Source organism: Micromonospora sp. LZ34 (assembly GCF_052981855.1).
The window spans coordinates 39,060-64,052 of the sequence record NZ_JBRIQN010000039.1 but is presented as its reverse complement, the minus strand read 5'-3'; the positions used below and the strand labels follow the sequence as shown (position 1 = coordinate 64,052).

The 24,993-nt window shown below is 73.1% G+C and carries 14 protein-coding genes and 1 pseudogene; 8 read left to right on the top strand and 7 right to left on the bottom strand.

Annotated features, from left to right (window positions below; genetic code table 11):
• A partial coding sequence (locus ACVCAH_RS29465; protein ID WP_447139494.1) for a helix-turn-helix domain-containing protein occupies nucleotides 1-200 on the bottom strand: 200 nt, incomplete at its 3' end.
• Nucleotides 201-247: 47 nt separating this feature from the next.
• Here ACVCAH_RS29465 and ACVCAH_RS29460 point away from each other — a divergent pair.
• Nucleotides 248-1,008, top strand: a pseudogene (locus ACVCAH_RS29460) (discoidin domain-containing protein); the annotation flags it as partial.
• A gap of 84 nt (nucleotides 1,009-1,092) precedes the next feature.
• On the opposite strand, the gene ACVCAH_RS29455 reads toward ACVCAH_RS29460, so the two are convergent.
• Together ACVCAH_RS29455 and ACVCAH_RS29450 are read right to left on the bottom strand one after the other, a co-directional pair.
• On the bottom strand, nucleotides 1,093-3,147 hold the full coding sequence (locus ACVCAH_RS29455) for an amylo-alpha-1,6-glucosidase (protein WP_447139493.1): 2,055 nt from the start codon (nucleotides 3,145-3,147) through the stop codon (nucleotides 1,093-1,095).
• Nucleotides 3,144-3,521 (bottom strand): SCP2 sterol-binding domain-containing protein, encoded by a 378-nt coding sequence (locus ACVCAH_RS29450; RefSeq protein WP_447139492.1) that lies wholly within the window; start codon nucleotides 3,519-3,521, stop codon nucleotides 3,144-3,146. Before ACVCAH_RS29450 ends, ACVCAH_RS29455 begins: the two co-directional genes overlap by 4 nt.
• Before the next feature lie 203 nt (nucleotides 3,522-3,724).
• On the opposite strand from ACVCAH_RS29450, the gene ACVCAH_RS29445 reads away from it, so the two are divergent.
• From ACVCAH_RS29445 to ACVCAH_RS29435, 3 genes are all read left to right on the top strand, one after another.
• The gene (locus ACVCAH_RS29445; RefSeq protein WP_447139491.1) at nucleotides 3,725-4,102 is read left to right on the top strand and encodes an SCP2 sterol-binding domain-containing protein; all 378 of its coding nucleotides are present in this window, start codon (nucleotides 3,725-3,727) and stop codon (nucleotides 4,100-4,102) included.
• Nucleotides 4,099-6,135 carry an amylo-alpha-1,6-glucosidase gene (locus ACVCAH_RS29440; protein ID WP_447139490.1) on the top strand — a complete coding sequence of 679 codons (2,037 nt, stop codon included), beginning with the start codon at nucleotides 4,099-4,101 and terminating at the stop codon, nucleotides 6,133-6,135. Before ACVCAH_RS29445 ends, ACVCAH_RS29440 begins: the two co-directional genes overlap by 4 nt.
• Nucleotides 6,136-6,364: 229 nt before the next feature.
• The gene (locus ACVCAH_RS29435; protein ID WP_447139489.1) at nucleotides 6,365-16,015 is read left to right on the top strand and encodes a hypothetical protein; all 9,651 of its coding nucleotides are present in this window, start codon (nucleotides 6,365-6,367) and stop codon (nucleotides 16,013-16,015) included.
• A gap of 72 nt (nucleotides 16,016-16,087) precedes the next feature.
• Here ACVCAH_RS29435 and ACVCAH_RS29430 read toward each other — a convergent pair whose 3' ends face one another.
• Both ACVCAH_RS29430 and ACVCAH_RS29425 read right to left on the bottom strand, forming a co-directional pair.
• On the bottom strand, nucleotides 16,088-16,756 hold the full coding sequence (locus ACVCAH_RS29430) for a peptidoglycan recognition protein family protein (RefSeq protein ID WP_447139488.1): 669 nt from the start codon (nucleotides 16,754-16,756) through the stop codon (nucleotides 16,088-16,090).
• Nucleotides 16,757-16,815: 59 nt separating this feature from the next.
• The gene (locus ACVCAH_RS29425; protein WP_447139487.1) at nucleotides 16,816-17,562 is read right to left on the bottom strand and encodes a lysozyme; all 747 of its coding nucleotides are present in this window, start codon (nucleotides 17,560-17,562) and stop codon (nucleotides 16,816-16,818) included.
• A gap of 217 nt (nucleotides 17,563-17,779) precedes the next feature.
• Between ACVCAH_RS29425 and ACVCAH_RS29420 the strand changes: the two genes are divergently transcribed.
• The 3 genes from ACVCAH_RS29420 (at nucleotide 17,780) to ACVCAH_RS29410 (ending at nucleotide 20,610) form a co-directional block, all read left to right on the top strand.
• Entirely contained in the window at nucleotides 17,780-18,136 is a 357-nt protein-coding gene (locus ACVCAH_RS29420) for a YciI family protein (RefSeq protein WP_447139486.1), read from the top strand.
• 3 nt (nucleotides 18,137-18,139) lie between these two features.
• Nucleotides 18,140-19,348 (top strand): RNA polymerase sigma factor, encoded by a 1,209-nt coding sequence (locus ACVCAH_RS29415; protein ID WP_447139485.1) that lies wholly within the window; start codon nucleotides 18,140-18,142, stop codon nucleotides 19,346-19,348.
• Between the two features lie 125 nt (nucleotides 19,349-19,473).
• The gene (locus ACVCAH_RS29410; protein WP_447139484.1) at nucleotides 19,474-20,610 is read left to right on the top strand and encodes a carboxylate-amine ligase; all 1,137 of its coding nucleotides are present in this window, start codon (nucleotides 19,474-19,476) and stop codon (nucleotides 20,608-20,610) included.
• Between the two features lie 37 nt (nucleotides 20,611-20,647).
• Here the strand turns inward: ACVCAH_RS29410 and ACVCAH_RS29405 are convergent, their stop codons facing one another.
• Entirely contained in the window at nucleotides 20,648-22,432 is a 1,785-nt protein-coding gene (locus ACVCAH_RS29405; RefSeq protein WP_447139483.1) for an N-acetylglutaminylglutamine amidotransferase, read from the bottom strand.
• A 250-nt stretch (nucleotides 22,433-22,682) separates the two neighbouring features.
• Nucleotides 22,683-23,096, bottom strand: coding sequence for a MarR family winged helix-turn-helix transcriptional regulator (locus tag ACVCAH_RS29400; protein WP_447139495.1), 414 nt, complete (start codon nucleotides 23,094-23,096; stop codon nucleotides 22,683-22,685).
• Nucleotides 23,097-23,185: 89 nt separating this feature from the next.
• Between ACVCAH_RS29400 and ACVCAH_RS29395 the strand changes: the two genes are divergently transcribed.
• A complete protein-coding gene (locus ACVCAH_RS29395) occupies nucleotides 23,186-24,979 on the top strand; it encodes an ABC transporter ATP-binding protein (RefSeq protein ID WP_447139482.1) in 1,794 nt (597 codons plus the stop codon).
• Nucleotides 24,980-24,993 lie beyond the last annotated feature (14 nt).

The window sequence follows — 24,993 nt, the reverse complement described above, 5'->3', positions numbered from 1 at the left end:
GGGGGGGGCTGGCCTTCGCCGATTCCGTAGCTGCGTTCGGCGGCCCGCTGATCCATCACTACCCTGACCCGCTCCAGTCCCCAGTTGTATGCCTTACGGGCAGCGCCCGCATGGCCCACCAACGCCCGCTCCTGCACCGGGGACAGGTCGAGGGCGAAGCGGTACGACTGGATGACTCTCAGCCGATCCCGGTGCCCCATGCCAGGCACACTAACCACCCGCTACGACACCCATCCCAGCCAGTTCACTCGGCCTCGGCCTGGCCACCATCCAGGCCGACAACGGCACCGTCGCGATGCGGGTGGCCGACGTGGACGGGGTGAAGGTCGCCGGCATCATGTTTGAGGCCGGCCAGGTCAACTCGCCGGTGCTGATGGAGGTCGGCCCGCCCGGCTCGGCGGCCAGCATGCGGCCAACCCGACCTCGCTGCACGACGTCTTCTTCCGGATCGGCGGGCCGGGCGTCGGCCGGGCCACCAACACGCTGACCGTCAACAGCGACAACGTGATCGGCGACCACATGTGGCTGTGGCGGGCCGACCACGGCGACGGTGTCGGGTGGACGGTGAACACCGCCGACACCGGCCTCACCGTCAACGGCGACAACGTGACGATGTACGGCCTCTTCGTCGAGCACTACCAGAAGTACCAGACCGTCTGGAACGGCAACGGCGGCCGGACGTACTTCTACCAGAACGAGATGCCGTACGACCCGCCGAACCAGGACGGCTGGATGAACGGGTCCACCCGGGGCTACGCCGCGTACAAGGTGGCCGACTCGGTGACCAGCCACCAGGCGTGGGGGTTGGGCAGCTACTGCTACTTCAACGTCAACCCGGCGGTCGTCGCCGACCGGGCCTTCGAGGTGCCGACCAACCCGAACGTGCGGTTCACCAACATGGTGACCGTCTCGCTGGGCGGCGTCGGGACGATCAACCGCGTGATCAACAACACCGGTGAGACCGCGAACGCGGCGCACCAGCAGTCGTACCTGACCAACTACCCGTAGCACCTGCCCGCGTGCGGTGGGCCCGGCCGGACGTCCGGCCGGGCCCACCACCGGTGGTACCGCGAGCGCTAGACGCGGGGACGGCTACGTCCGGCGGGCTTCGGTGTGCACGTTCCCGATGGCGTCGAGCCGGCCCCACCGCCCGGGGATGTCGAGCAGTTCCACCCGGCCGAACCGCGCGGTCAGCGCCGGGTCCACCACCAGGTCCTCGCCGTACGGCTTCAGGCCGAGCACCGTCCGCAGCAACAGGAACGCCGCCCCGGTGGACCCGGCGTACGGACTGGAGGCACCGGGGTACTGGACCGGATGCCGGGTCAATTCGCGGTCGTATCCGCCGAAGGCTTCCGGCAGCCGGCCGTCGAAGAAGTCCGCCACGTCGATGATGCCCTCGGCGATGCGGGCCGCCTCCTGGGAGTAGCCGTAGCGGCGTAGCCCCCAGGCGATGAACGAGTTGTCGAACGGCCAGACCGTGCCGACGTGGTAGCCGAGCGGGTTGTAGCGTGCCTCTCCGGTGGCCAACGTGCGTACGCCCCAGCCGGAGAAGAGGCGGGGGCCGAGCAGGTGTTCGGCGATCTTCCCGGCCCGGGACTCCTCGACGATGCCGCTCCACAGCAGGTGGCCGATGTTCGACGACAGGGCGTCGACCTGCCGGCCGTCGGCGTCCAGGGCGAGGGCGTAGTACTCGCCGTCGGCGACCCAGAAGTCGCGGTTGAACCGCTGCTTCAGCTCGGCCGCCTCCCGCTCCAGCCGGTCGGCGTAGGCCGGATCGTGCCAGAAGTCCCGGGCCAACCGGGCGCCCCTGCGTTTCGCGTCGTAGGCGTAGCCCTGCAACTCACACGTCGCCCGGGGCAGGCCCGGCAATGTCCCGTCCCGATAGGAGATCGAGTCCCACGACTCCTTCCAGCACTGGTTCTCCAGGCCAGAACGCTCGTTACGGCGCTGGTACCGCACGTACCCGTCGCCGAGCAGGTCACCGTACTCGTCGATCCAGTGCAGGGCCGCCCGCGCCTCGTCCTCGAACTCCCGCACCAGGCTGCCGTCCCCGGTCCAGCGCTCGTACTCGTCGAGCAGGACGACGTAGAGCGGGGTCGCGTCGGCGGTGCCGAAGTAGGGCGACTGCGGGCGCTCCTCGAACGCGGCCAGCTCGCCGTAGCGGAACTCGCGCAGGATCTTTCCCGGCTCCTCGTCCCGGAAGTCGTCCAGCACGGAACCCTGGTCGACGCCGAGCATGCGCAGCGTCGCGGCGGCGAGCTCCGGCGCGATGTGCAGCGCCTGGAAGCTGGTGAGGATACTGTCCCGACCGACGATGGTGGCGGCCCACGGCAGGCCAGCGGCGGGCATGGCCTCGTTCGGAAGGGTCAGTGGCGAGTACCGCAACGCCGCGAGGTCGACCAGACTACGCCGGTAGGTGCTGGTCAGTGCCGCCCAGTCGCAGGTCAGCTTCGGCGCCCGGTCGAGCCACTGGTCGAGGTCCCGCTGGAGTTCCGGCTCGGTCCGCCGGCGCCGCGGCGGACGTACGTGGTCCCGGACATCGTCGCCATCCGGGCGCAGCACTGACCCACGGATGTGCACCGTGGTGCTCCACGTTCCGTGCGGCTCGACCCGGACCTGGTACGTCAGCCCGTGCTCGTCGATCTGGGCCGGCTCGGTGCTGGAGATCGTGGTCTCGCGCCGGAACTTCTCCCGCTCGTAGCCGAGCCGCAGGCATCCGGCCTCGACGCTCCGGTAGGTCCGGCCCACCGGATTCGGAGGTTGCGCGACTGCCAGGAGCGGGATGAAGTCACTGTCCGCCTCCAGGCGGACGGTGTAGTCGGCCGGTTCGTCGCTGTGGTTGAGGACGGTCAGGCGCTCCTCGAAGCTGCCCGCGATGGACCGTTCGCGCAGGACCGACACCTTCGCGTCCAGGTAGTGGGTCGGTTCTCCGGGCACCAGGAAGAAGCGCACCCGGAAGTACTTCAGGTCGTCGATGGCCAGGGGGTGGAGCCGCTCGCCGTTGACCGTCAGCAGCCACGTCGAGAGGAACCGGGTGTCGAACGAGAAGAACCCGCACGGGACGGCGGGCGAAGACTCGATGTCCCCGCTGTTGTAGCTCACCACGAAGATGTTGCCGTCCAGGATTCTTACCAGGGCCGACCTCATTGCCGTCCCCCGTGCTCCCGGACGAACGCGCGAGGATGGCGCGCGCCGGCCGGCTGCCGGAAGAGTCGCTCGAGCAGGAGGATGGGCCAGTACTCGCCCTCGGTCGTGATGTCGTTGCGCAGCCAGGCGGGCAGCGGCTTGACCTCACCGAGAACCATCCGGTCGAAGAGGGCGTTCTCGGCACGGACCACGCAGTCCGCGTCGCGTTCTTCCCTCGTCACCCGTACCTGACCGCTCCTGATCGTGACGAACCAGTGGTCGTTCCCGCGCTCGTGCTCGAGGTCGAAGCGGATCGTGCCGGTGGTCTTCCGCAGCAGGCGCTCGGCGCCACGACGCCCGAGCCGGTCGAAGAACTCCTCGGTCGTGTCCGACATCAGCACCCCCCCCGCAGCGAGTCGGCCGGCCGAGACAAAGCATCACCCGCTGCTCCCCGCAGCCGCATCACCCGCCGAGGGTGAGATCGGCGCGGGACGCGCCGGCGACGTGGGCGGCGGCCGGATCTCACCCGTTACGGGTGATGACGAGGCGCTCGGGCCCGCGCGAGGCTGACGTGTCAGTGCCGACCCGAGGGAGTCTGATGTCGGATCCTACGGCCGAGTTCTTCGACCGGCTCGACCGTCGCGGACACGAACCCCTGTTCGAGGGAGCCTCCGGTGCCATCCGTCTCGACCTCGAGCACGACGGCGGCATCGACCGCTGGTTCGTGGTGATGACACACGGGGACGTCCACGTCACCCGGGTCGACCGCGACGTCGACGCCGTCCTCCGCGTCGACCGGGCGCTGTTCGACCGGGTCGTCTCCGGCGAGGCGAACCTCTACACGGCGTGGGTACGCAACGAGCTGATCGCCGAGGGCGACGTGCGGCTGTCCTGGTTGCTCGCGCGGGTCATGCCGCAGCCTGCGGACGCGCACCATCCGCGGACGTTCGTGGCGGAACGGAGTCGCCTCGCATGAGCGAGGATCTCGTCCGGCTGCTGGACGGCAACACGTTCGTGGTCAGCGAGGAGAGCGGTGACGTCGACGCCTCCCCGACCATCCCGACCGGCTTGTTCTCGTTCGACACCCGATTCCTGTCCAGGTGGATCCTGACCGTCGACGGGGTGCGGCTCAGCCCGCTCACCGTCGACGACATCGAGTACTTCGAGGCGCGTTTCTTCCTCGTTCCGGTCACCTCGACTCCGCTCACCAACCCCGCGGTGTCGGTGATCCGTCAGCGCTCGATCGGTGGTGGCCTCAACGAACGGCTGACCGTGGTCAACCACCAGGCCACGTCGGTCGAGCTGCGGATCCGCGTCGACGTGGGCAGCGACTTCGCCGACCTGTTCGAGATCAAGGACGTGCGGAACAAGAAGGGGACGTACTACGCGCGGGCGGAGAACGGGTGCCTGCGACTCGGTTACGAGCGGGGAAGGTTCCGGCGCGAGACGGTGATCTCCAGCACCGTGCCGGCGCACGTCGACCAACACGGACTGACCTTCGACGTGCATATCGGACCGCACGCCGAATGGGTCACCGACCTACAGGTCAGAGCGTTGGGCGTGGAGGGGCGGGACATCCGGGAGAGCCTCCAGGGCAGGCCTGGCCGGCGCAGGACGGAGCTGCGCCGGGACCTCGAGCAGTGGCTTGCCGAGGCCCCCCGGCTGAACTGCGACTGCGAGTCGGTCACCAGAACCTACCGGCGCAGCCTGGTGGACCTGGCCGCGCTGCGGTTCACGCCGTTGACGACGGGCGGGCGCAGCCTGCCCGCCGCGGGGCTGCCCTGGTTCATGGCGATCTTCGGCCGGGACAGCATCCTCACCAGCCTCCAGGCCCTGCCGTTCGCCCCCGATCTCGCCGCGACCACGCTGCGCCTGCTGGCACTGCTCCAGGGCTCCGTGCTGGACGACTTCCGGGAGGAGGAGCCGGGCAAGATCCTGCACGAGTTGCGGTACGGGGAGAGTATCGGCTTCGAGGAACAGCCGCACTCACCCTACTTCGGCAGTGCCGACGCGACCCCGCTCTACGTCGTCCTGCTCGACGAGTACGAGCGCTGGTCCGGCGACGCCGACACGGTTCGCCGTCTCGAACGAGCCGGGCGGGCGGCCCTGCACTGGATCGACGAGTACGGTGACCTGCTCGGCGACGGGTACGTGCGGTACCAGCGCCGCAACGAGCGGACCGGCCTGGACAACCAGTGCTGGAAGGACTCCTGGGATTCGATCTCGTACCGGGACGGGACGTTGCCGGGCCTGCCGCGGGCGACGTGTGAGTTGCAGGGCTACGCCTACGACGCGAAGCGGCGCGGTGCCCGGTTGGCGCGGGAGTTCTGGGGCGATCCGGCCTACGCCGATCGGTTGGAGCGGGAGGCGGCCGAGTTGAAGCAGCGGTTCAACCGGGACTTCTGGGTGGCCGACGGCGAGTACTACGCCCTCGCCCTGGACGCCGACGGCCGGCAGGTCGACGCCCTGTCGTCGAACATCGGCCACCTGTTGTGGAGCGGCATCGTCGAGGAGTCCCGGGCCGGGAAGATCGCCGAACACCTGCTCGGTCCCCGTCTCTTCTCCGGCTGGGGGGTGCGGACCTTCGCCACCGGCCAGGCCCGGTACAACCCCGTCGGTTACCACGTCGGCACCGTCTGGCCGTTCGACAACTCGTTCATCGCCTGGGGGCTGCGGCGCTACGGTTACGCGGCGGAGGCTGCCCGGATCGCCGAGGGCATCATCGACGCGGCCTATCTGTTCCACGGCCGGCTGCCGGAGGCCTTCGCCGGATACGAGCGGGAGCTGACCAGGTATCCGGTGCACTACCCGACGGCCTGCAGCCCGCAGGCATGGTCCACCGGGACACCCCTGCTGCTGCTGCGCACGATGCTCGGTATGGAGCCGCGCGGCGAGCATCTGGTGGCCCGGCCCGCGGTGCCGGTGAAGCTCGGCCGGGTGGAGCTGCTCGACGTCCCCGGTCGCTGGGGCCGGGCCGACGTCTTCGGGCGCGGCCGCGCCGACCGGTGACCCGCCGCCCGCCGCAACCCCTGACCGCTCTCCAGGCCCCGGCCGCGCGTCCGGGCCTTCGTCCCATCCGCGATGCCGGCGAACCGCCTGGTCACACGCGGGTCGACCGTTCGGATTGACGCTCTGTCACCAAGTCGACACTCTCGTTGCGAGCAAATTCCGTGATCGGTGTGCTGGCGCGTACGGCGCCGTCCACTGACGGCCATCGTTCGGAACGAGGTGGCTCATGGTGGCTCTACGGCGTCTGCTCGCCGCGGCGGTCGCGACCCTGCTCGCGACAACCTTCGCCCTGGTCGTGACGGCACCCCCGGCACAGGCCGACGAGGCGTGGGAGACCGCCCTCAAGGGACTGATGAACCGCACGGCCACCTGGGCCGAGGGCGGCCTGTCCCGGATCGGCGCGCTCGCCCAGCCGCTGCCGCTGCTCGGCGTCAGCCCCGGCGCGCTGGTCCAGGCCGACACGCTGGCCCGTACCGCCGCCGACGCGCTGGCCGACGGCCTGGAGCAGGACGTCGACCTGGGCGGCGGCACCCGGCTGACCAGCACGGTCACCAGCAGCGACGGCGACCACCTGCTCGACGTCCTGCTCACCACCAACCGCGAGGTGGCCGAGCAGGACCTGGCCGTCTCCGGGGTCATCGTCGCCGACGCGGTCACCGTCACCGGCTGGGCCACCCTGCACCTGCGGGCCCGGCACACCGCCGCAGGCGAGACCTACCTGGTGCGCGACGGCGACAGCCCCCGCATCGACATCGACGCGGTGGCCCGGTTCCGGTCCGACCTGGACCACGCCAGCGCCTCCGTCGGCATCCTGGGCGTCACGCTCACCGCCGGCAGCACGCTGACCGCGAGCAGCCACCTCAAGGTGACCCTGACCGACCCGAACGGCGACGGGCACCTCGCCTTCGACACCCCGGCCGGCGCGGGCACCGGCGAACTCGGCGCGGCCGGCTCCCTCGCCGGCCTGGTGCAGGTGGCGCTGGACGGCTCCGGCGGCGGCCGGATCTCCGACACCGAGACCGAGGCCGGTCCGGGCTCGGTGCACGGCGCGGTCAAGCTCGGCGCCGCCACCGCCGGTACGCCGTTCAACCTGCCGGCGATCGCCGCCACGGTGACCATCGACTGGGCGGACATCGGTGTCGGCAGCCCCACGGTGACCACCAGCGGGCTGGACGAGACGATCGGCCGGTTCCGCACCATGAGCCCGCTCGACCTGGCCGCCGGCATCGCTCAGCTCGCCACCCTGATCGGCGGGGTGCAGCAGAGCGGCCCGGCCGGCAACCTCGACCTGCCCTTCCTGCGCGGCACCTTCGCCGACGCGGTGAAGGTCAACGAGAAGCTCACCGACTTCCTGCGCGAGCACGTGCACCCCCGACCCGAGGACCCGCACTTCCAGCCCGGCGTGGACGACCCGGCCCGGGCCGGGCAACCGAAGTTCACCTCGATCCAGGAACTGCTCGCCCTGCTCGCCGCCGAGGGCATGCCGGTCGACGGGCTCTCCTTCGCCGACGACAAGCTGGTCTTCCGGGTCAAGCTGGAGCGTGAGTCCACCGTCGAGGTGCCGCTGGACCCGGGCGCGCCGCAGGTCTCCGGCCGGGGCGCCACCTTTGGCGCCAAGAGCTTCACCGTCGACAGCGACCGGTTCGCCCCCGGGGCGCTGGTCGGCCAGCGCGTCGTGGCCGGCACCTCCGCCGGCACCGTCGCGGCCAACACCGCCGACTCGGTCACGCTGAAGGAGAACTGGATCGGCGGGCAGCCCGCCGCGGACAGCGCCTGGGTGATCAGCGGCTCCAGCCCGCACACCGGCGCGGTCGAACTCGGCGGCGCGCTCACCCGGCCGGCCGGCGAGGCGAAGGTCGGCCTGCGCGCGGCCAACGCCCAGGCCAGCTACGCGATGGTCAAGCCCCGCTACACCGCCAGCATCACCCTCGTGCTCGACCTGCGCGACGACCTCGGCAGCCCGGCCGCCAACGCCGACCGGGTGCTGCTCCGCACCGACCCCGCCACCCCGCTCTTCGCCGCCGACTTCCCGATCACCACCGCGGTGGACTTCCACACCACCGCCGGATTCCTGAAGGTGAAGCTGGGCGGCAACCTCGCCGTCGGCCCGGCCGTCGACGGCAAGCGCATGATCGAGGTGCGGTTCAAGCAGGCCCAGGATCTGAGCCTCGGCACCCTGTTCAGCCGGCTGGAACAGGACCCTGGCGGCCTCCTCGCCGCCACCGGATCGGTGAAGACCAGCGGACGGGTCGACGTCAGCGTGCCCGGCGCCACCGGCGCGCTCGGCACCGGCGTCGGGGTCGACGTGAGCTGGACCGCCGGCGGGCAGCCGAGCGTCGACACCTCCGAGCTGGCCGGCCTCTTCGCGCTCGACTTCGACCCGAACGACCCGAAGGCGATGTTCGCGCTGGTGGTGGAGGCGCTCCGGCTGGTCAACGGGGCACTCAGCGCGCCGTCGACCGGCACCGGGCCGCTGGACACCGAGATCCCGGTGCTCGGCCGCTCCGCCCGCGAGCTGCTCGGCAGCGACGAGAGCGGGGTCGGCGCGGAGGTCAGCTACACCGCCGACGGCGCGAACTTCCTGCTCAAGGACACCAGCCGGGACGCCGACTCCGGGTTCGCCCCGAGCCTGGCGGACCGGGCGGTGGTCATCGGCAGCAAGGCCTACCGGGTGCTGGCCCGGGTCGACGCGCAGACCCTGCGGGTCGAAGCGGCCGGTACGCCCACCCCGGCCGACGGCACCGCGTACGCGCTGCGGCCGGAGCTGGCCGACGCCGTGGACCGGCTGCTGGCCGCACCGCCGGACACCCTCCAGGACGCGATCGACGTGCTGAACGGCGCGATCGGCGAGGGCAGTGGCATCGCCTTCACCCTCGACGAGCGGGCCGGCGGGCCGTACCTGCGGCTCGGGCTGGACTGGAAGCGCGGCTTCCACACCGGCGGCCCGCTGACCTTCGGCTGGGACGGCGCCCGCGAGCTGGTCAGCCTGGACAGCTCCGGGGCGTTCACCGTGGATGTCGACGCCCGGGCGCAACTGGGCCTGCTGCTGCCGCTGCGCGCGGACGGCGTACCGCTGCTGGACCGCACCTCGTCCGCGAACGTGACGGTGGCCGGCGCGGCCACCGACCTGGCGGTGGCCGCCCGGGTCGGCCCGCTGGCGCTGGATCTCGGCAAGGCCGGCGACCCCGGCACCGTCCGGGCCAACCTCAGTTTCGGCCTCGGCGGCCTGGCCGCGGACGGACCGATCGCCGGCCTGCTCGGCGTGACGCCCAACGTCACCACCGCCGGCACGGACTGCGGCGACGGCGTCGGCGGCGCGAACGTGCCGATCTGCGCCCGCGCCCCGCTCTTCGTCAACGACTGCGACCCGGGCGGCGCGAGCAACCTGCTCTCCCTGGAACTCGGGCTGGACCTGGCCGCGAACACCACCACCCCCGACCTGAACACCTGCTTCGCGAACCTCGCGCTGCGGCTCACCGACTTCAACGTCGGCATCGACGGCTACCTGGCCAAGGTGGAGGAGGCGTTGCGCCTGGCCAGCTTCGACGGCAAGCTGCCGCTGGTCGGCGACGACCTGCAACAGGGCCAGCGGTTCATCGCCGACCTGCGTACCCAGGTCAAGGACGCGATCGGCCCGGTGCTCGCGGACGCCACGCTGGACAGCGCCGGGGCGAAGGCCGCGCTGGACGCCGCGCTGGCCGAGCTCGCCCCGGGCGCGACCAGCACGGTCACCTGCCGCGCCGACGCCGCCACCTGCGGGCCGGAGGACTTCCAGTCGGTCCGGATCACCCTCACCGCCGCCCGCGGCGACCCGTCGGCGGAGCAGGGCTGCGCCGGCGACGGCTGCCTCGGCGTCGACGTGCCGCTCGACCTCGGCGTGCCCGGCCTGTCGCTGAAGGCGGAGAAGGGCGCCACCGACGGGATCAAGGCCCGGCTCGGCTGGAAGCTGCGGCTGGACCTGGTGCTCGACCGGGACGAGGGCTTCTACGTGGCCACCCATTCCGGGGACGCCGCGCCGGAGCTGGAGATCGGCGCGTCCTTCGACATGCCCACCGACCTCGCCGCCCAGCTCGCGTTCATCCGGGTGAACGCGCAGAAGCAGGGCACCGAGCCGCTGGTCAGCGCGTACTTCGCGATCGACCTGAAGGGCTCGGCGGGGGAGCAGAGCTGCTTCGGCGACACCCCGGCCGGGGACTGCGCGGCCGACCCGACCGCCAAGCTGACCCTGGCCGAGCTCGGCGACCTCGGTTCGCTGCTCGCCACGGACCTCACCGCCAAGGTGAAGATCGACTGGAAGCTGGCGGCCAAGGTGGATCCGGGCGGCGAGGCGGCCTCCGCGCTGCCCGGCATCAGCGCCCGGTTCGGGCTGAGCTGGCAGCTCACCCACCAGCGCGGCGCGCTGAGCGCCGCCGGGGACAGCCCGGAGCACGGCCTGCGGATCACCTTCACCGACATCGCGCTCGACGCGGGCGCCTTCTTCGACAAGATCCTCAAGCCGGTGGTCGAGCAGCTCAAGGCGGTCACCGGGCCGCTGCAGCCGGTCATCGACACGCTCTACGCCCCGATCCCGGTGCTCTCCGACCTGTCCAAGGCCACCGGCGGGCCGGACATCACCCTGGTCTGGCTGGCCAAGCAGTTCAGCACGCTCAGCGGTGGGCCGGACCTGTCCTTCGTGGACACGGTGCGCGCGGTGGTCACGTTCATCAACCGGATCCCCGACTGCGACGCCGGCTGCTCGATCCCGTTGGGCCAGTTCCTGGTCAACGGCGACACGGCGCTGACCACCGAGGCCTCCCCGGCCGCAGCGGAGAGCCTGATCGACCGGGCGGACGCGTTCACCCAGGCGAAGTCCGCCGACGAGGTGAAGGCGGCCGTGGACACCGCGGCCGGCGACGACGGCGAGAAGATCTTCACGCCGGGCGGGGACGGGAAGTCCACCGCCGCGAAGATCGGCTTCAGCTTCCCGGTCTTCGACAACCCGGGCTCGCTCTTCGGGCTGCTGATGGGGCAGGACGTCGAGCTGATCGGCTTCGACTCCGGGCCGCTGACCCTCGGCTTCAGCTGGCGGCAGTCGTTCGGCCCGGTCTACGCCCCGCCGCCGGTGCTGATCACGCTGGCCGGCAGCGCCTCGGTGACCGCCCGGTTCATCGCCGGCCTGGACACCGCCGGCATCCGGCACGCGATCGAGGCGGCCGGCGACGGCACCGCGGTCAACGCGGTGAAGCTGCTCGACGGGCTCTACTTCAAGACCGCGGACAGCACCGGGACCGCCGTCCCGGTGGTCACCCTGCGCGGCGAGATCGCCGCCGGCGCCCAGGTCAGCGTGCTGTTCCTCAAGGCCGGCATCGAAGGCGGTATCCGGCTCACCATCGGGTTCAGCTGGAACGACCCGAACAACGACGGCAAGTTCCGCACCAGCGAGTTCCTCCAGGCGCTGCTGGTCAACCCGATCTGCCTGTTCACCACCAGCGGGCAGCTGTCCGTGTTCCTCAAGGTCTACATCACCATCGACCTGGTGCTCTTCTCCAAGACGTTCGACTTCACCCTGGTCGACGCGGTCCTGCTGGACTTCCGGGCACAACCCGACTGCACCCCGCCACCACCGGAACTCGGCGGCACGGTGGACGACACCCTGGTGGTCTTCGCCGGTCGGTTCGGTAAGCAGGCGCAGCGCGGCGACGCCGCCTGGGACAACGGCGCCGGCACGTACGCCGGCGACGTGATCAAGGTGTACGCGCTGCACTACGCCGACGCCGGCCGGGAGGGCGCCAGCGACGACTTCGACGGCTTCGCGGTCGAGGCGCTCGGCCGGCGGCAGGAGTTCCTCGACCCGGCGCTGACGCGGGTAGTCGTGGACGGACGGGGCTACCAGGTCGCCGACGCGGCCAAGACCTCCATGTCGGTCCTGCTGCTCGGCGACGGTGACACCAGCGGCGACGGGACGAAGACCTCGGCGTTCGACAAGACCGCGGTGGTCGTCGGCTCCGACGGCAGGGACCAGATCCGCACCGGCACCGGGCCGGCGTACGTCGACGGGCGCGGCGGCGACGACGTCATCGTCACCGCCGAGGCGCCCGGCGCGGTCAGCCGGGTGGCCGGTGGCGCCGGGGCGGACACCGTCACCACCGGCGACGGGAACAACGTGGTCGCCGGTGACAGCGGCCTCGGCGGCACCGACCGGGCGCCGACCGGTGTGCACACCTCGGTCGGCGACAAGACCCTCACCGGACTGATCGACTGGACCACGCTGGCCGAGCCGACCGCCGCCACCGGCGGCGTCGTCGACCACGTCACCGTCGGCCACGGCACCAACAAGGTGTACGGCAACGGCGGCGACGACGTGCTCGGCGTCGTCTCCGACGACCGGCCCAGCGGAAACAACCTGCTGGTCGGCGGCCCCGGCGGGGACACCGTCAACGGTGGGCGCGGCGACGACACCATCCACACCTTCGACACCACCGTGCCGGCCGGCGTGGACGACCCGGGCACCGGCGACGCCGGGCTGACCAACCAGGTCGACACCGGCAGCGGCCAGGACACCGTGTACGGCAGCGCCGGCACCGACCTGGTGGTGTCCCACTCGGCCAACGGCCAGACCGGCCGGCTGTACGGCTACGGCGGCGACGACGTGCTGATCGGCGGTCACGGCACCGACGAGCTGTTCGGCGGCCCCGGCGACGACCACGTCCTCGCCGAGCCGTCCCAGGTCGGGCCGGCCGGCGACGACGACGGCTACGGCCGGTTCCGCGAGGTGGTCCACGAGCCACTCCCGGCCGGCGTGCAGTCGCAGACCAAGCTGCTGGTCGGTGGCCCGGGCCGGGACCACCTGATCGGCGGGGACGGCGGCTCGACGGTCTTCGGTGACCGGCACCTGCCGGCCGAGACCTGCGCCGACGCCACCCTGGCCGACGGCCAGCCGGCCCCGGCCGACCAGGGTGACCGCGACCTGATCCTGGGCGGCGCCGGGGTGGAGCGGGTGGCGGCCGGCGGCGGCGCCGACCGGGCCGACCTCGGTGGCGGCGACGACCGCGCCTGCGGGCAGCTCGGCGACGACACCCTGCACCTGGGCGCCGGCGCCGACCGGGCCTGGGGCGCGGCCGGGGTGGACCAGCTGCACGGCGACGGCGACGACGACCTGCTCTTCGGCAACGCCGGCGACGACGGCGTGCACGGTGGCGACGGCGTGGACACCGCCGAGGGCAACGCCGGCGACGACCAGGTCTTCGGTGGCCCGGACGGCGACCTGCTCTACGGCGGCGGCCGGACCGCGGGCGCGGCAGACGGGCGGGACCACCTCTACGGCGAGGGCGGCGTCGACCGGATCGTCGGCGACAACGGCACGGCGCGAGTCGGCGACATCGGTCCGCTGCCGCTGGACCTCGCCGGGGACGCGCCGGGCGCCGGCGCCGGGGACGTGATCTCCGGCGGCGCGGACGGCGACCTGGCCTACGGCGGCCTCGGCGCCGACCGGGTCGACGGCGACGCCGGCGACGACCGGCTGGAGGGCAACAACGACGCCGACGTGGTGCACGGCAACGCCGGGCAGGACGAGATCGTCGGCGGCTCCGGTCAGGAGCCGGCACCGGGCACCGGAAGGCCGGACACCGGTGACCAGCTCTTCGGCGACGCTGACAGCGACCTGATCGCCGGGGACAACGCCCGGTTCGCCCCGGCGGACGCCGACGCGACCCGGGTCACCCAAAGCCGGTCCGGACCGGCCCGCAAGGTCACCCTGCTCGACCTCGGGTTCACCCCGGCCGCCGGCACCAGCGGCGGGGACCTGATCTCCGGCGGTGACTCCGGTGACGTTATCTTCGGCCAGGGCGGTCCCGACCGGGTGCACGCCGACGGCGGGGCGGACTTCGCCGAGGGTGGCCCCGGCTCGGACTGGGTCGAGGGCAACCACGGCGACGACGACCTGGTGGGCGGCTCCAGCACCGCGTACGACGGGGCGGGCGCGGCCACCACCGGCCAGCCGGACACCGCCGACGCGCTCTTCGGCGGCCCGGACTCGGACGCGGTGATCGGCGACAACGGCGCCGTGCTCCGGTCGCTGCCGGGCGAGACACCGACCGCGGTGACCGTCCGGCTCGGTAGCGACGGCGCACCGTTCGGGCCGCGGATCGTGGTGCTGCTCGACCGGGCGGCGGCCGACGCCAACCGGCACGGCGGCGACCGGATCGGCGGCGGCGACGGCGTGGACACCCTCTGGGGCCAGGACGGCGACGACGCGCTGACCGGCGACGGCGGCGGCGACTACCTGGAGGGCAACGGCGGCGCGGACGTGCTGCGCGGCGACTCCGCGCTCGGCGCCGCCGGCCGCAGCACCGTCACCCCGCTGGCCGACCCGGGCTGGCCGGGCGCCCCCGCAGCCCCGGCGCAGCTGGTCGGGCTCGGGGAGCCGGCAGGGCAGGACGACCTGATCGGCGGCAGTTCGGCCGCCGCCTTCCGGGACACCGGGGACGTGCTGGAGGGCAACGGCGCCGCGGACGTGCTGCTCGGCGACAACGGGTCGCTGCTGCGCACGCTGACCAGTGTGAATGGTCAGCCGGCCGAGCGGGTCTACACCGAGCGGTACCCGACCGGCGCGGTGCCGGCCGACGCCACCCGGTCCCGTACCCACGACCCGGCGTTGCCCGGCCCGTCCACCCGGTTCTGCACCACCGCCCAGGCCACCTGCGAGCCGGCCGGGGCGTACGGGGCCGACCAGCTCTTCGGCGACGGCGGCGACGACGGGGTCTGGGGTCAGGACGGCGACGACCTGATCCGGGGCGGCGACGGCGACGACGACCTCCTCGGCGAGCTCGGCGCCGACGCCCTGTACGGCGAGGGCGGCCGGGACGCGATCCTCGGCGACCGGGGCGGTGTGGTCAACCAGCACCTGAACCCCGACGACGTGGCCGCGCTCGGTTTCACCGTCACGCTGTCGTCGGTGCCGCAGGAGACGTTCACCGGGTTCCGGGCCGGCGACTACGACCGGCGGGTGGACCTGCTGCACGACACCGACGGCGACGCCTGGATCGGCAGCCCGACGTCGGCGCCGATGCCGCACTCGGGGTTGACCGCCGGCGGCGACGACCGGATCCGCGGCGGGGCCGGGGCGGACAACATCCACGCCGGCTTCGGTGACGACATCGCCAACGGCGACAGCGGCGGTGACCGGCTCTTCGGCTCCGAGGGCTCGGACGTGCTCTGGGGCGGCAAGGGCTGCGACCCGGTGCTGGATGCGGCCGAGCCGCAGTGCCTGGTCGACGGCGTGTTCAGCGCCGCCGCCCGGGGCGACCACGACCAGTACGTGGACCACCTCTTCGGCGGGGCCGGCGCGACGAGCGGCCCGGCGGTGGCCGCCGTGCTCAGCTCCGACCTGCTGGACTTCCGGCCGCGCGGGTCCTACCCGGACAACTGCGCCGCCGGGGCCTGGCCGGTGGACGCGGCGGGCGGCATCGACCCGTGCCGCTGGTTCGAGCTGACCGGGCTGGACAACGGGGAGTCGGCGGACAACCAGCACCACCACGGCACCGACTGGATCTACGGCGGCTGGGACCGGGACGTGTTGCAGGGTGACGTGACGGCGAACGGGCCGAACAACGGCGACCGGCTGTTCGACTGGAACGGGGCGTACAACATGTACACCCACTGCAACGCGGCGTACGGCGGGTTCAACGACATCCGCCAGCACAGCCCGGCGATGCAGGACTTCCTGACCCGGCTGGCCTGGGCCACCGGTGCCGGCCGCACGCCGGCCGACGTGACCACGCCGGGCACCTCGGCCTTCCTGGAGCTGTCCTACGTGTATCCGCGGGACAACAAGGAGCAGGGCGCGGGCGCGGCGTACCCGGGCACCCCGGGGCACTTCGACCAGCCGTCCTGCACCGACTGACGCCGCACCAGCCGCGGCCCGGTTCCCCGCCTGGGGAGCCGGGCTGCGGCGTTTCCCGTGGCCGAGGGCGGCTCAGCCGAGTCGCGCGGCGACGGCGGCGCGCAGCTCGGGGAGCCGGCCGTGCAGCAGGCCGGGGCACTGGGTGTTGTTGAAGTCCTTGTGGCCGTAGATCTCGGTCGGGCGGATGCCGTACTGCTGGCAGGTGAACGCGCAGAACAGGATCAGGCTGTTCCACAGCGCCGCCGGCGGCTGCACGTCGAGGTAGATGCCGTCGTTCTCGATGCCGATCGCCTGGTTGTTCTGCCCGACGCAGTGCGCGCCCTGCACCATGGTGCGCCCGTGTAGCAGCGCGTGCAGGCTGCCGTGCCGGCCCTCGGTCAGGTGCCCGCCCCGGCTGTTGGTGAAGTGCTGGCCGGAGTCGAGCCAGCCGTTGCCGTCCATGTGCAGGTCCTGGATGTCGCGGGAGTTGGCGTAGGCCTGCGCCAGGCTGTAGTCGGTCGTGTTGGGGAGCGCGGTGTGATGGATGATGATCTTGTTCGGCCGGTTCTTCAGCACGGTGACCGGCGCCGAGGGCGGACGGGCGCCCCAGGTGGCGCAGTTGGCGATCACCGGCTGGTCGACGGTGGCGGCGGCGTCCGCGGTGCGGCCGACGGCGAACTGGCCGGCGGCCGTGACGCCGGCGGCGGCGCCGAGCAGGACGGCCCCGCGCAGCACTGTCCGGCGGGGTACGGGCTGGGACATGCTGACCTCCGGGTCGGGCGGGGTGGATGGGTGACGTCGGCGGGGCCCGGGAGGGCGGCTCAGCACGGGCCGTCGCAGGCCAGCACCCGCAGCCGGTCCAGCGAGCCGTTCCACACGTTCTGCTCGCCGGGCAGTGCCCCCGAACTCGCCCACTGCCAGAACGACCAGGTCGCCCAGCCGGCGGGGACGGTGCCCACGGTGTTCGCGTAGCGGGCGAGCCAGAGCGGGTTGGTGCCGGTGAAGCCGGCGTAGTTGCCGGTGCAGGTGGCCCACCAGTCCGCGGTGGTGTAGATCGTCGCCCACCGGCCGGTCCGGGCCTGGTAGCGGTTGACGAAGGCGGTGATCCAGCTCCGCATCGCGCTCTGCGAGAGCCCGTAGCAGGTCGCGCCGTAGGGGTTGTACTCGATGTCCAGCGCGCCCGGCAGGGTCCGGCCGTCGCGGGACCAGCCGCCGCCGTGGGCGACGAACCAGTCGGCCTGGGCGGCGCCGCCGCCGAGGTCGGGCCGGGCCACGTGGTAGGCGCCCCGGATCATCCCGACGCTGTAGGAGCCGTTGTACTGCTGGGCGAAGGAGGCGTTGCTGACCGAGGTGCCCTCGGTGGCCTGGATGTAGGCGAAGCGGGCGCCCGCGGTCCAGGCGGCGGACCAGTTGACGCTGCCGTTGAGGCCGGAGACCTGCACGCCGGGCAGGCCGGCCGGCGCGGCGTCGGCCGGCCCCGGGCGCAGCGCAGCCGCCGCGAGCAGCACCGCGCCCGCGGCGAGGGTGGCGGCGAGGGCCAGCAGGGGAGTACGCGGGGGACGGGTCATCGATCCTCCCGGAGGTGCGCCGGTGGTGGCGAAGGGAACTGACAGTATTAGGACACAGTTCGTAGATAAACTTCAATAACTATTGAAGATCGTCTTTGTCTGTCGGTTCGCTCGGGCGACCCGGGGAATTTTCGCCGGTATGTCGATCAGAGCCGGCGCCGTTCGTGTGGAGGATGAGAGGCCGGCATCGGGCCGGCCGTCCACCGAGGAGAAGCCGATGCGGCAGTACCTGCTCAGCATCTACCAACCCAAGGGCGAGGGCCGCCCCGAGCCGGAGTTCCTGGCCCGGGTGATGCGCGACCTCGGCGTCATCCGGCAGGAAATGGAGGCGGCCGGATGCTGGGTCTTCGGCCAGGGCCTGCACGCCCCGGACACCGCCACCGTGCTGCGTCCGAAGGACGGCGAAGTGCTGGTCACCGACGGGCCGTTCGTCGAGGGCAAGGAGTACCTCGGGGGCTTCACCATCCTCCGGGCGCCCGACCTGGACGCCGCGCTCGAGTGGGGCCGCCGCTACGCGTTGGCCACCACCCTGCCCATCGAGGTGCGGCCGTTCCAGGGCGACGCCGGGGACTGACCGGTGCCCGACGTGGAGCAGGTGTTCCGCGCGGAGTACGGCCGCGCGGTCGCCGTCCTGACCCGCCTCCTCGGCGACCTCGACCTCGCCGAGGAGGCGGTGCAGGACGCGTTCACCGCCGCCGCCCGCTGGCCGGAGACCGGGCCGCCGCCCAGCCCGGCCGGGTGGATCATCACCACCGCCCGGCACCGGGCGATCGACCGGCTGCGCCGGGAGGCCTCCCGCGCCGACCGGCACGCCCAGGCCACCCTGCTGTACGCCGCCGGCGAACCGGCCGAGGAGGGACCCGTGCGCGACGACCGGCTCCGGCTGATCTTCACCTGTTGCCATCCGGCGCTGAACGCGGCCGCCCGGGTCGCGCTGACCCTGCGCCTGCTCGGCGGGTTGAGCACCGCCGAGATCGCCCGGGCGTTCCTGGTGCCGGAGAAGACCATGGCGCAGCGGCTGGTCCGGGCGAAGGCGAAGATCCGGGACGCCGGCATCCCGTACCGGGTGCCCCGGGACGCCGACCTGCCGGACCGGCTCCGGGCCGTGCTGGCGGTGGTCTACCTGATCTTCAGCGAGGGGCACACGGCGAGTTCCGGTGCACACCTGGTCCGCGACGACCTGTGCGCCGAGGCGATCCGGCTCGGCCGGCTGCTGGTCGAGCTGATGCCGGACGAGCCGGAGGCGCAAGGGCTGCTGGCCCTGATGCTGCTCGCCGAGGCCCGGCGCCCCGCCCGCACCACCGCCGACGGCGCGCTGGTGCCGCTGCCGAAACAGGACCGGCGGCGCTGGGACGCCGGGCTGGTCGCGCAGGGGCAGGACCTGGTCCGCCGCTGCCTGCGCCGCGACCAGCCCGGCCCGTACCAGATCCAGGCCGCCATCGCCGCCGTGCACAGCGCCGCGCCGGACGCCGCCGGCACCGACTGGGGGCAGATCCTGGCCCTGTACGACCAGCTCATGGCGTACGCCCCGGGGCCGGTGGTGGCGCTGAACCGGGCGGTCGCGCTGGCCGAGGTGGCCGGCCCGGCCGTGGCACTGGCCGAGGTGGAGCGCCTCGACCTGGCCGGGTACCACGTCTTCCACGCGGTCCGCGCCGACCTGCTGCGCCGGCTCGGGCGGGCGGGGGAGGCGGCGACGGCGTACCGGCGGGCCGCCGAGCGGACCGGGAACGCGGCCGAACGCGACTTCCTGACCTGCCGGGCCGCGACGGTGCGGGCCGGCGGATAGCGGACGGCAGGCCCGCGCGGGGCCTGACCGGGGCGGTGGGGCACGTTTGCCCGCCCGGCCGCCGGGAAAACGGCTCCCCCGGCCGTGCGGCGCGCGCCGCTCGACGAAACGGACGCCGACCACCGATGACGTACCCTCCGGCAGTTGCCACCAGCGTCCCCGACCTGACCACCCTGACTCTGGGGGTGGAGGAGGAGTACCTGCTGCTCGACCCGGCCACCGGGGAGAGTCTTCCGGTCGCCGACCGGGTGCTCACCGCCCTGCACGGCGCGGCCCGGGACCAGAGCCGCCAGGAGTTCCGGCACAGCATGGTGGAGATGGTCACCCCGGTCTGCGCCGACCTGGGGGAGTTGCGGCGGCACCTGGTCGGGGTCCGCCGGTCCGCCGCGGCGGCGGCCGAGGCGGCCGGCGCCCGGCTGGTCGCGGTGGGGGCCACGCCGGTGCACGAGCCGCACCGGACGGTGCCCGACAAACCGCGCTACCACGCCATGTCCCGGCGGTTCGGGCCGGTGGCACACGACCCGGCGGTCTGCGGCTGCCACGTGCACGTCGGGGTGCCCGACCGGGAACTGGCCGTGCAGGTCTGCAACCACCTGCGCCCGTGGCTGCCGGTGGTGCAGGCGATCACCACCAACTCGCCGCTGCACGACGGGCGGGACACCGGGCACGCCAGCTGGCGGTCGATGCAGCTGGAGCGGTGGCCCAGCATCGGACCGACCCCGCACTTCGACTCGGCCGCCGACTACGACCGCACGGTCGACGACCTGGTCGCCGCCGGCATCATGCTCGACGCGGCGATGGTGTACTGGTACGCCCGGCCGTCCGCGGCGTACCCGACGGTGGAGATCCGGGTCGGCGACGTCTGCCCGACCGTGGACGACACCGTGCTGGTCGCCGCGCTGGTCCGGGCGCTGGTCGCCACGGTGGTCGACGACGTCCGGGCCGGGGTGGCCGCCCCCCGGATCCGGAACTGCCTGGTCTCGGCCGCGCACTGGCGCGCCGCCCACCACGGCCTCGACGGCGACCTGGTCGACCTGCACGCCGGCGGCGCCCGATCGGCCTGGGACCTGGTCGACGAACTGGTCGCCACGGTGACGCCCGCGCTGGTGCGCCACGGCGACCTCGATTACACCGTCGCGCAGCTGACCCGGCTGCGCCGGGAAGGCACCGGCGCCACCCGGCAGCGACGCATCATGGCCGACACCGACGGCGACGTCCGGTCCGTGCTGGACCACCTCGCCGCGCAGACCACCGCCGGCTGACCGCCGACGGCGCCGGACGGCGCGCCACCCCGGCGGCTCACCGGATGTCGTGCGTCTGCAGCCAGAGCTCCAGCAGGCCCAGCTGCCACAGTTTGTTGCTGCCGGCGGCCGCCTTGGCCCGGTCCGGCTCGGTGAGCAGCTCGGCGACGTACTCGGGGCAAAACAGCCCACGCTCGCGGGCGGCCGGCGCGTGCAGCGCCTCGGTGACCAGCTGGCGGACCGGGCCGTCCACGTTGCGCAGTGCGGGCACCGGGAAGTAGCCCTTGGGCCGGTCGACCACCTCGACGGGGAGCACTTGGCGGGCCACCTCCTTCAGCACCGCCTTGCCGCCCTGGGCCACCTTGTGCTCCGGCGGGCACGCCGCGGCTAGCGCGACCAGGTCCTGGTCGAGGAACGGGGTACGCACCTCCAGGCCCCAGGCCATGCTCATGTTGTCCACCCGCTTGACCGGGTCGTCGGGAAGCATCAGGTGGGTGTCCAGGCGCAGCACCGCGTCCAGCGCGGTGTCCGCCCCGGGCGCGGCGAGCTGCGCGGCGAGCAGCTCGCGGCTGGCGTCGTGCGGGCAGGCGTACGCCGGGTCGACCACCCGGTTCAGCTCGGCGTGGTCCCGGTCGAAGAACGCGGCGGTGAACGCCTCCGCCGCGCCGTCCCGGGGCACCCGGGCCAGCGGCTGGTGGTAGCCGTAGCCGGCGAACACCTCGTCCGCGCCCTGCCCCGACTGGGCCACCTTGACGTGCCGAGCCACCTGCTCGGAGAGCAGGTGGAAGGCGACCACGTCGTGGCTGCCCATCGGCTCGGCCATCGCCAGCACGGTCCGGCGTACCGCGGGGACCAGGTCGTCGTCGGCGAGCCGGATCCGGTGGTGGTCGGTGTCGAAGACGCGGGCCACCAGGTCGGAGTAGTGGAACTCGTCGCCGGCCTCGGCGCCCCGGCTGTCGAAGCCGATGCTGAACGTCCGGAGGTGGTGCTGGCCGGCCTCGGCGAGCAGCGCCACGATCATGCTGGAGTCCAGGCCGCCGGAGAGGAGCACCCCGACCGGGACGTCGGCGACCAGGCGCCGGCGTACCGCCGTGCGCAGCGCGTCCCCGACGGCGGCCCGCCAGTCCGCCGCGTCCATGCCGGCGTGCGCCGGGTCCCGCAGGTAGTCCGGCCGCCAGTAGAGGTGGTCCCGGCTGCGCCCGTCCGCCTCGACGATCCGCACGGTGGCCGGGGGCAGCTTGCGCACGCCGCGCAGCACCGTACGCGGCGCGGGCACGATCGAGTGCCAGGACAGGTAGTGGTGCAGGGCCACCGGGTCGACGCCGGTGTCCACGTCGCCGGCGCGCAGCAGCGCCGGCAGGGTGCTGGCGAACCGCAGCCGCCCGGGCGCCTCGGCGAGGTAGAGCGGTTTGATGCCGAGCCGGTCGCGGGCCAGCAGCAGCCGGCGCCGGCGCCGGTCGACCAGGCCGATCGCGAACATGCCGACCAGGTGGTCGACGAACCGTTCCCCCCACTGCGCGTACGCCACCAGGATCACCTCGGTGTCGCTGGTGGAGTGGAAGGTGTGCCCGGCGGCGCGCAGTTCCTCGCGCAGCTCAGGGTAGTTGTAGACGCAGCCGTTGAAGACCAGGCCGAGTCCGAGGTCCTCGCGGACCATCGGCTGGGCGCCGGCGTCGGAGAGGTCGATGATGGTCAGCCGGCGGTGCCCGAGGGTCACCCAACCGTCGCCCCACAGGCCCTCCCCGTCCGGGCCGCGGGACCGCATCGCCTCCGTCATCCGGGTGACCGCATCGGCGTCCGGTGTCGAGCCGTCGAACCTCGCCTCGCCGCTGATCCCGCACATGCTCAGCGGCCACCGTTCGCCCGGGGCACCCGACCCACCGTCACCACTCCTGTCGCGTCGACCCCTGTGACGGACCACCCGTACGGGTCCGGTCCCGTCCGCAGGACGGAGGGGTGGGCTACCCGCCGGTGTGGCGGCCAAACTCCGCCCGGTTCAGGGGTGAACCACGGCTCCCGTGTCGCGGCGGTCGTGCTCGGCTGGTCGCCGTCGTCCGGCAGGTGGACCCGCTGGCTCGGCCTCGGCGGCGGGGTCAGCCGCGCAGCGTACCGAGGATGCGGGCGAGAGAGTCCCGGTCGGTCGGGGTCAGGTCGCCGAAGAAGCGGGCCGCTTCGGCCCTGCGGGCGGCCTGGATGGCCGCGCCGGTGCGCGTACCGTCGTCGGTCAGCGCGACCAGGGTCGCCCGCCGGTCGGCCGGGTCGGGCCGGCGCTCGACGAGCCCCCGGCCCTCGAGGTCGTCGACCACCTCGGTGGCGGAGCGGGGGGCGATGCGCAGCTGCTCGGCGAGCGCGCTGAGCCGCAGCGGCCCCTGCCGGCCGAGCACGCCGAGCGCGCGTGCCTGGCTGGGGGTGACGTCCCAGGGCGCCAGCGCCTCCCGGGTGCGGTGGCGCAGCCGCCGGGCCACCGACCAGAACGCCTCGGCCAGGCCGTCGTCGCCGCCGTCCACCCCGGTCACGGGAATACCGTAGCAGCAGAAGCCGTTGTTCCCTCATGTTGAGGTAACCTCAGCATGCCGGACGTGAAGGCGGTATCCCTTTGGCACCCACCCCCACCGGCCGCGACCGCGGTCCACGCACGGTCAGCGCCGCCGAGAAGGCGCAGGCCCGCCAGGTGTCGTGGCGACGCATCGGCGCCCTGTTCACCCCGCACCGCGGGGCCCTGGCCACCGTCACCGCGATCATCGTGGTCTCCTCGGTGCTCGGCATGGCCTCGCCGTTCCTGCTCCGTGCCGTGATCGACCGGGCCCTGCCCGAGCGCGACCTCACGCTGCTGGTCTGGCTGGTCGCCGGCCTGGTCGCGGTCGCCGCGGTGACCGCGGTGCTCGGCGTGGTGCAGACCTGGATCTCCACCCGGGTCGGGCAGCAGGTCATGCACCGGCTGCGCACCGACGTCTTCCGCCACCTGCAACGGCAGTCGCTGGCGTTCTTCACCCGGACCCGCACCGGCGAGGTGCAGTCTCGGATCACCAACGACATCGGTGGCATGCAGAACGTGGTCACCTCCACCGCCACCTCGGTCGCGGCCAACCTGACCACCGTGGTGGCCACCGTCGTGGCCATGCTGGCGCTCTCCTGGCGGCTCACCCTGGTCTCGCTGGTGGTGCTGCCGCCGGCGATCTGGCTGACCCGGCGGGTGGCCCGGCTGCGCCGGGAGATCACCGCGCGGCGGCAGCGGGAACTCGCCGACCTCAACGTCACCGTGGACGAGAGCCTGTCGGTCAGCGGGGTGCAGTTGGCCAAGACGCTGGGCACCGGCCCGGCGCTGGTCGAGCGCTTCACCGCCTCCTCGGCCCGGCTGGTCGACCTGGAGCTGCGGTCCGAGCTGGCCGGCCGGTGGCGGATGGCCTCGATGAGCGTCGTCTTCGCCGCCATCCCCGCGGTCATCTACCTCGCCGCGGGCCTGCCCGGCACCGCCGGCACGCTCAGCATCGGCACCCTGGTTGCCTTCACCGCGTTGCAGGGCGGCCTGTTCCGGCCGTTGATGGGCCTGCTCAACGTGGGCGTCTCGCTGACCGCCTCGCTGGCGCTCTTCGCCCGGATCTTCGAGTACCTGGACCTCCCGGTCGAGGTGGCCGACCCGGCCGACCCGGTGCGGATCGACCCCCGGCGGGTCCGTGGCCACCTGCGGCTGGAGGACGTCACCTTCAGCTACCCGGGCAGCGACACCGCGGCGCTCGCCGGGGTCAGCGTCGACGTGCCCGCCGGCACCGGACTGGCCCTGGTCGGCGAGACCGGCTCCGGCAAGAGCACGCTCGCCGCGCTGGTCAGCCGGCTGCACGACCCGACCAGCGGCCGGGTCACCGTCGACGGGGTCGACCTGCGCGACCTGCGCCTGGCCGACCTCGCCGCGATCGTCGGCGTGGTCAGCCAGGAGACCTACCTGCTGCACACCACGGTGCGGGAGAACCTGCGCTACGCCCGCCCGGACGCCACCGACGCCGAGATCGAGGCCGCCGCCCGCGCCGCGCAGATCCACGACCTGATCGCCGGGCTGCCCGACGGCTACGACACCGTGGTCGGCTCCCGGGGCCACCGCTTCTCCGGCGGGGAGAAGCAGCGGCTGGCCATCGCCCGCACCCTGCTGCGCGACCCGCGGATCCTCGTCCTCGACGAGGCCACCAGCGCGCTGGACACCGAGACCGAGCGGGCGGTGCAGCGGGCCTTCGACGCGCTGGCCGAGGGGCGGACGACCATCACCATCGCGCACCGGCTCTCCACCGTGCGCGACGCCGACCAGATCGCCGTGCTCGACCACGGCCGGATCGTCGAGGCCGGCACCCACGACGCCCTGCTCGGCCGCCACGGCCGCTACGCCGCCCTGGCCGCCTGACCCGTCGCCGCGCC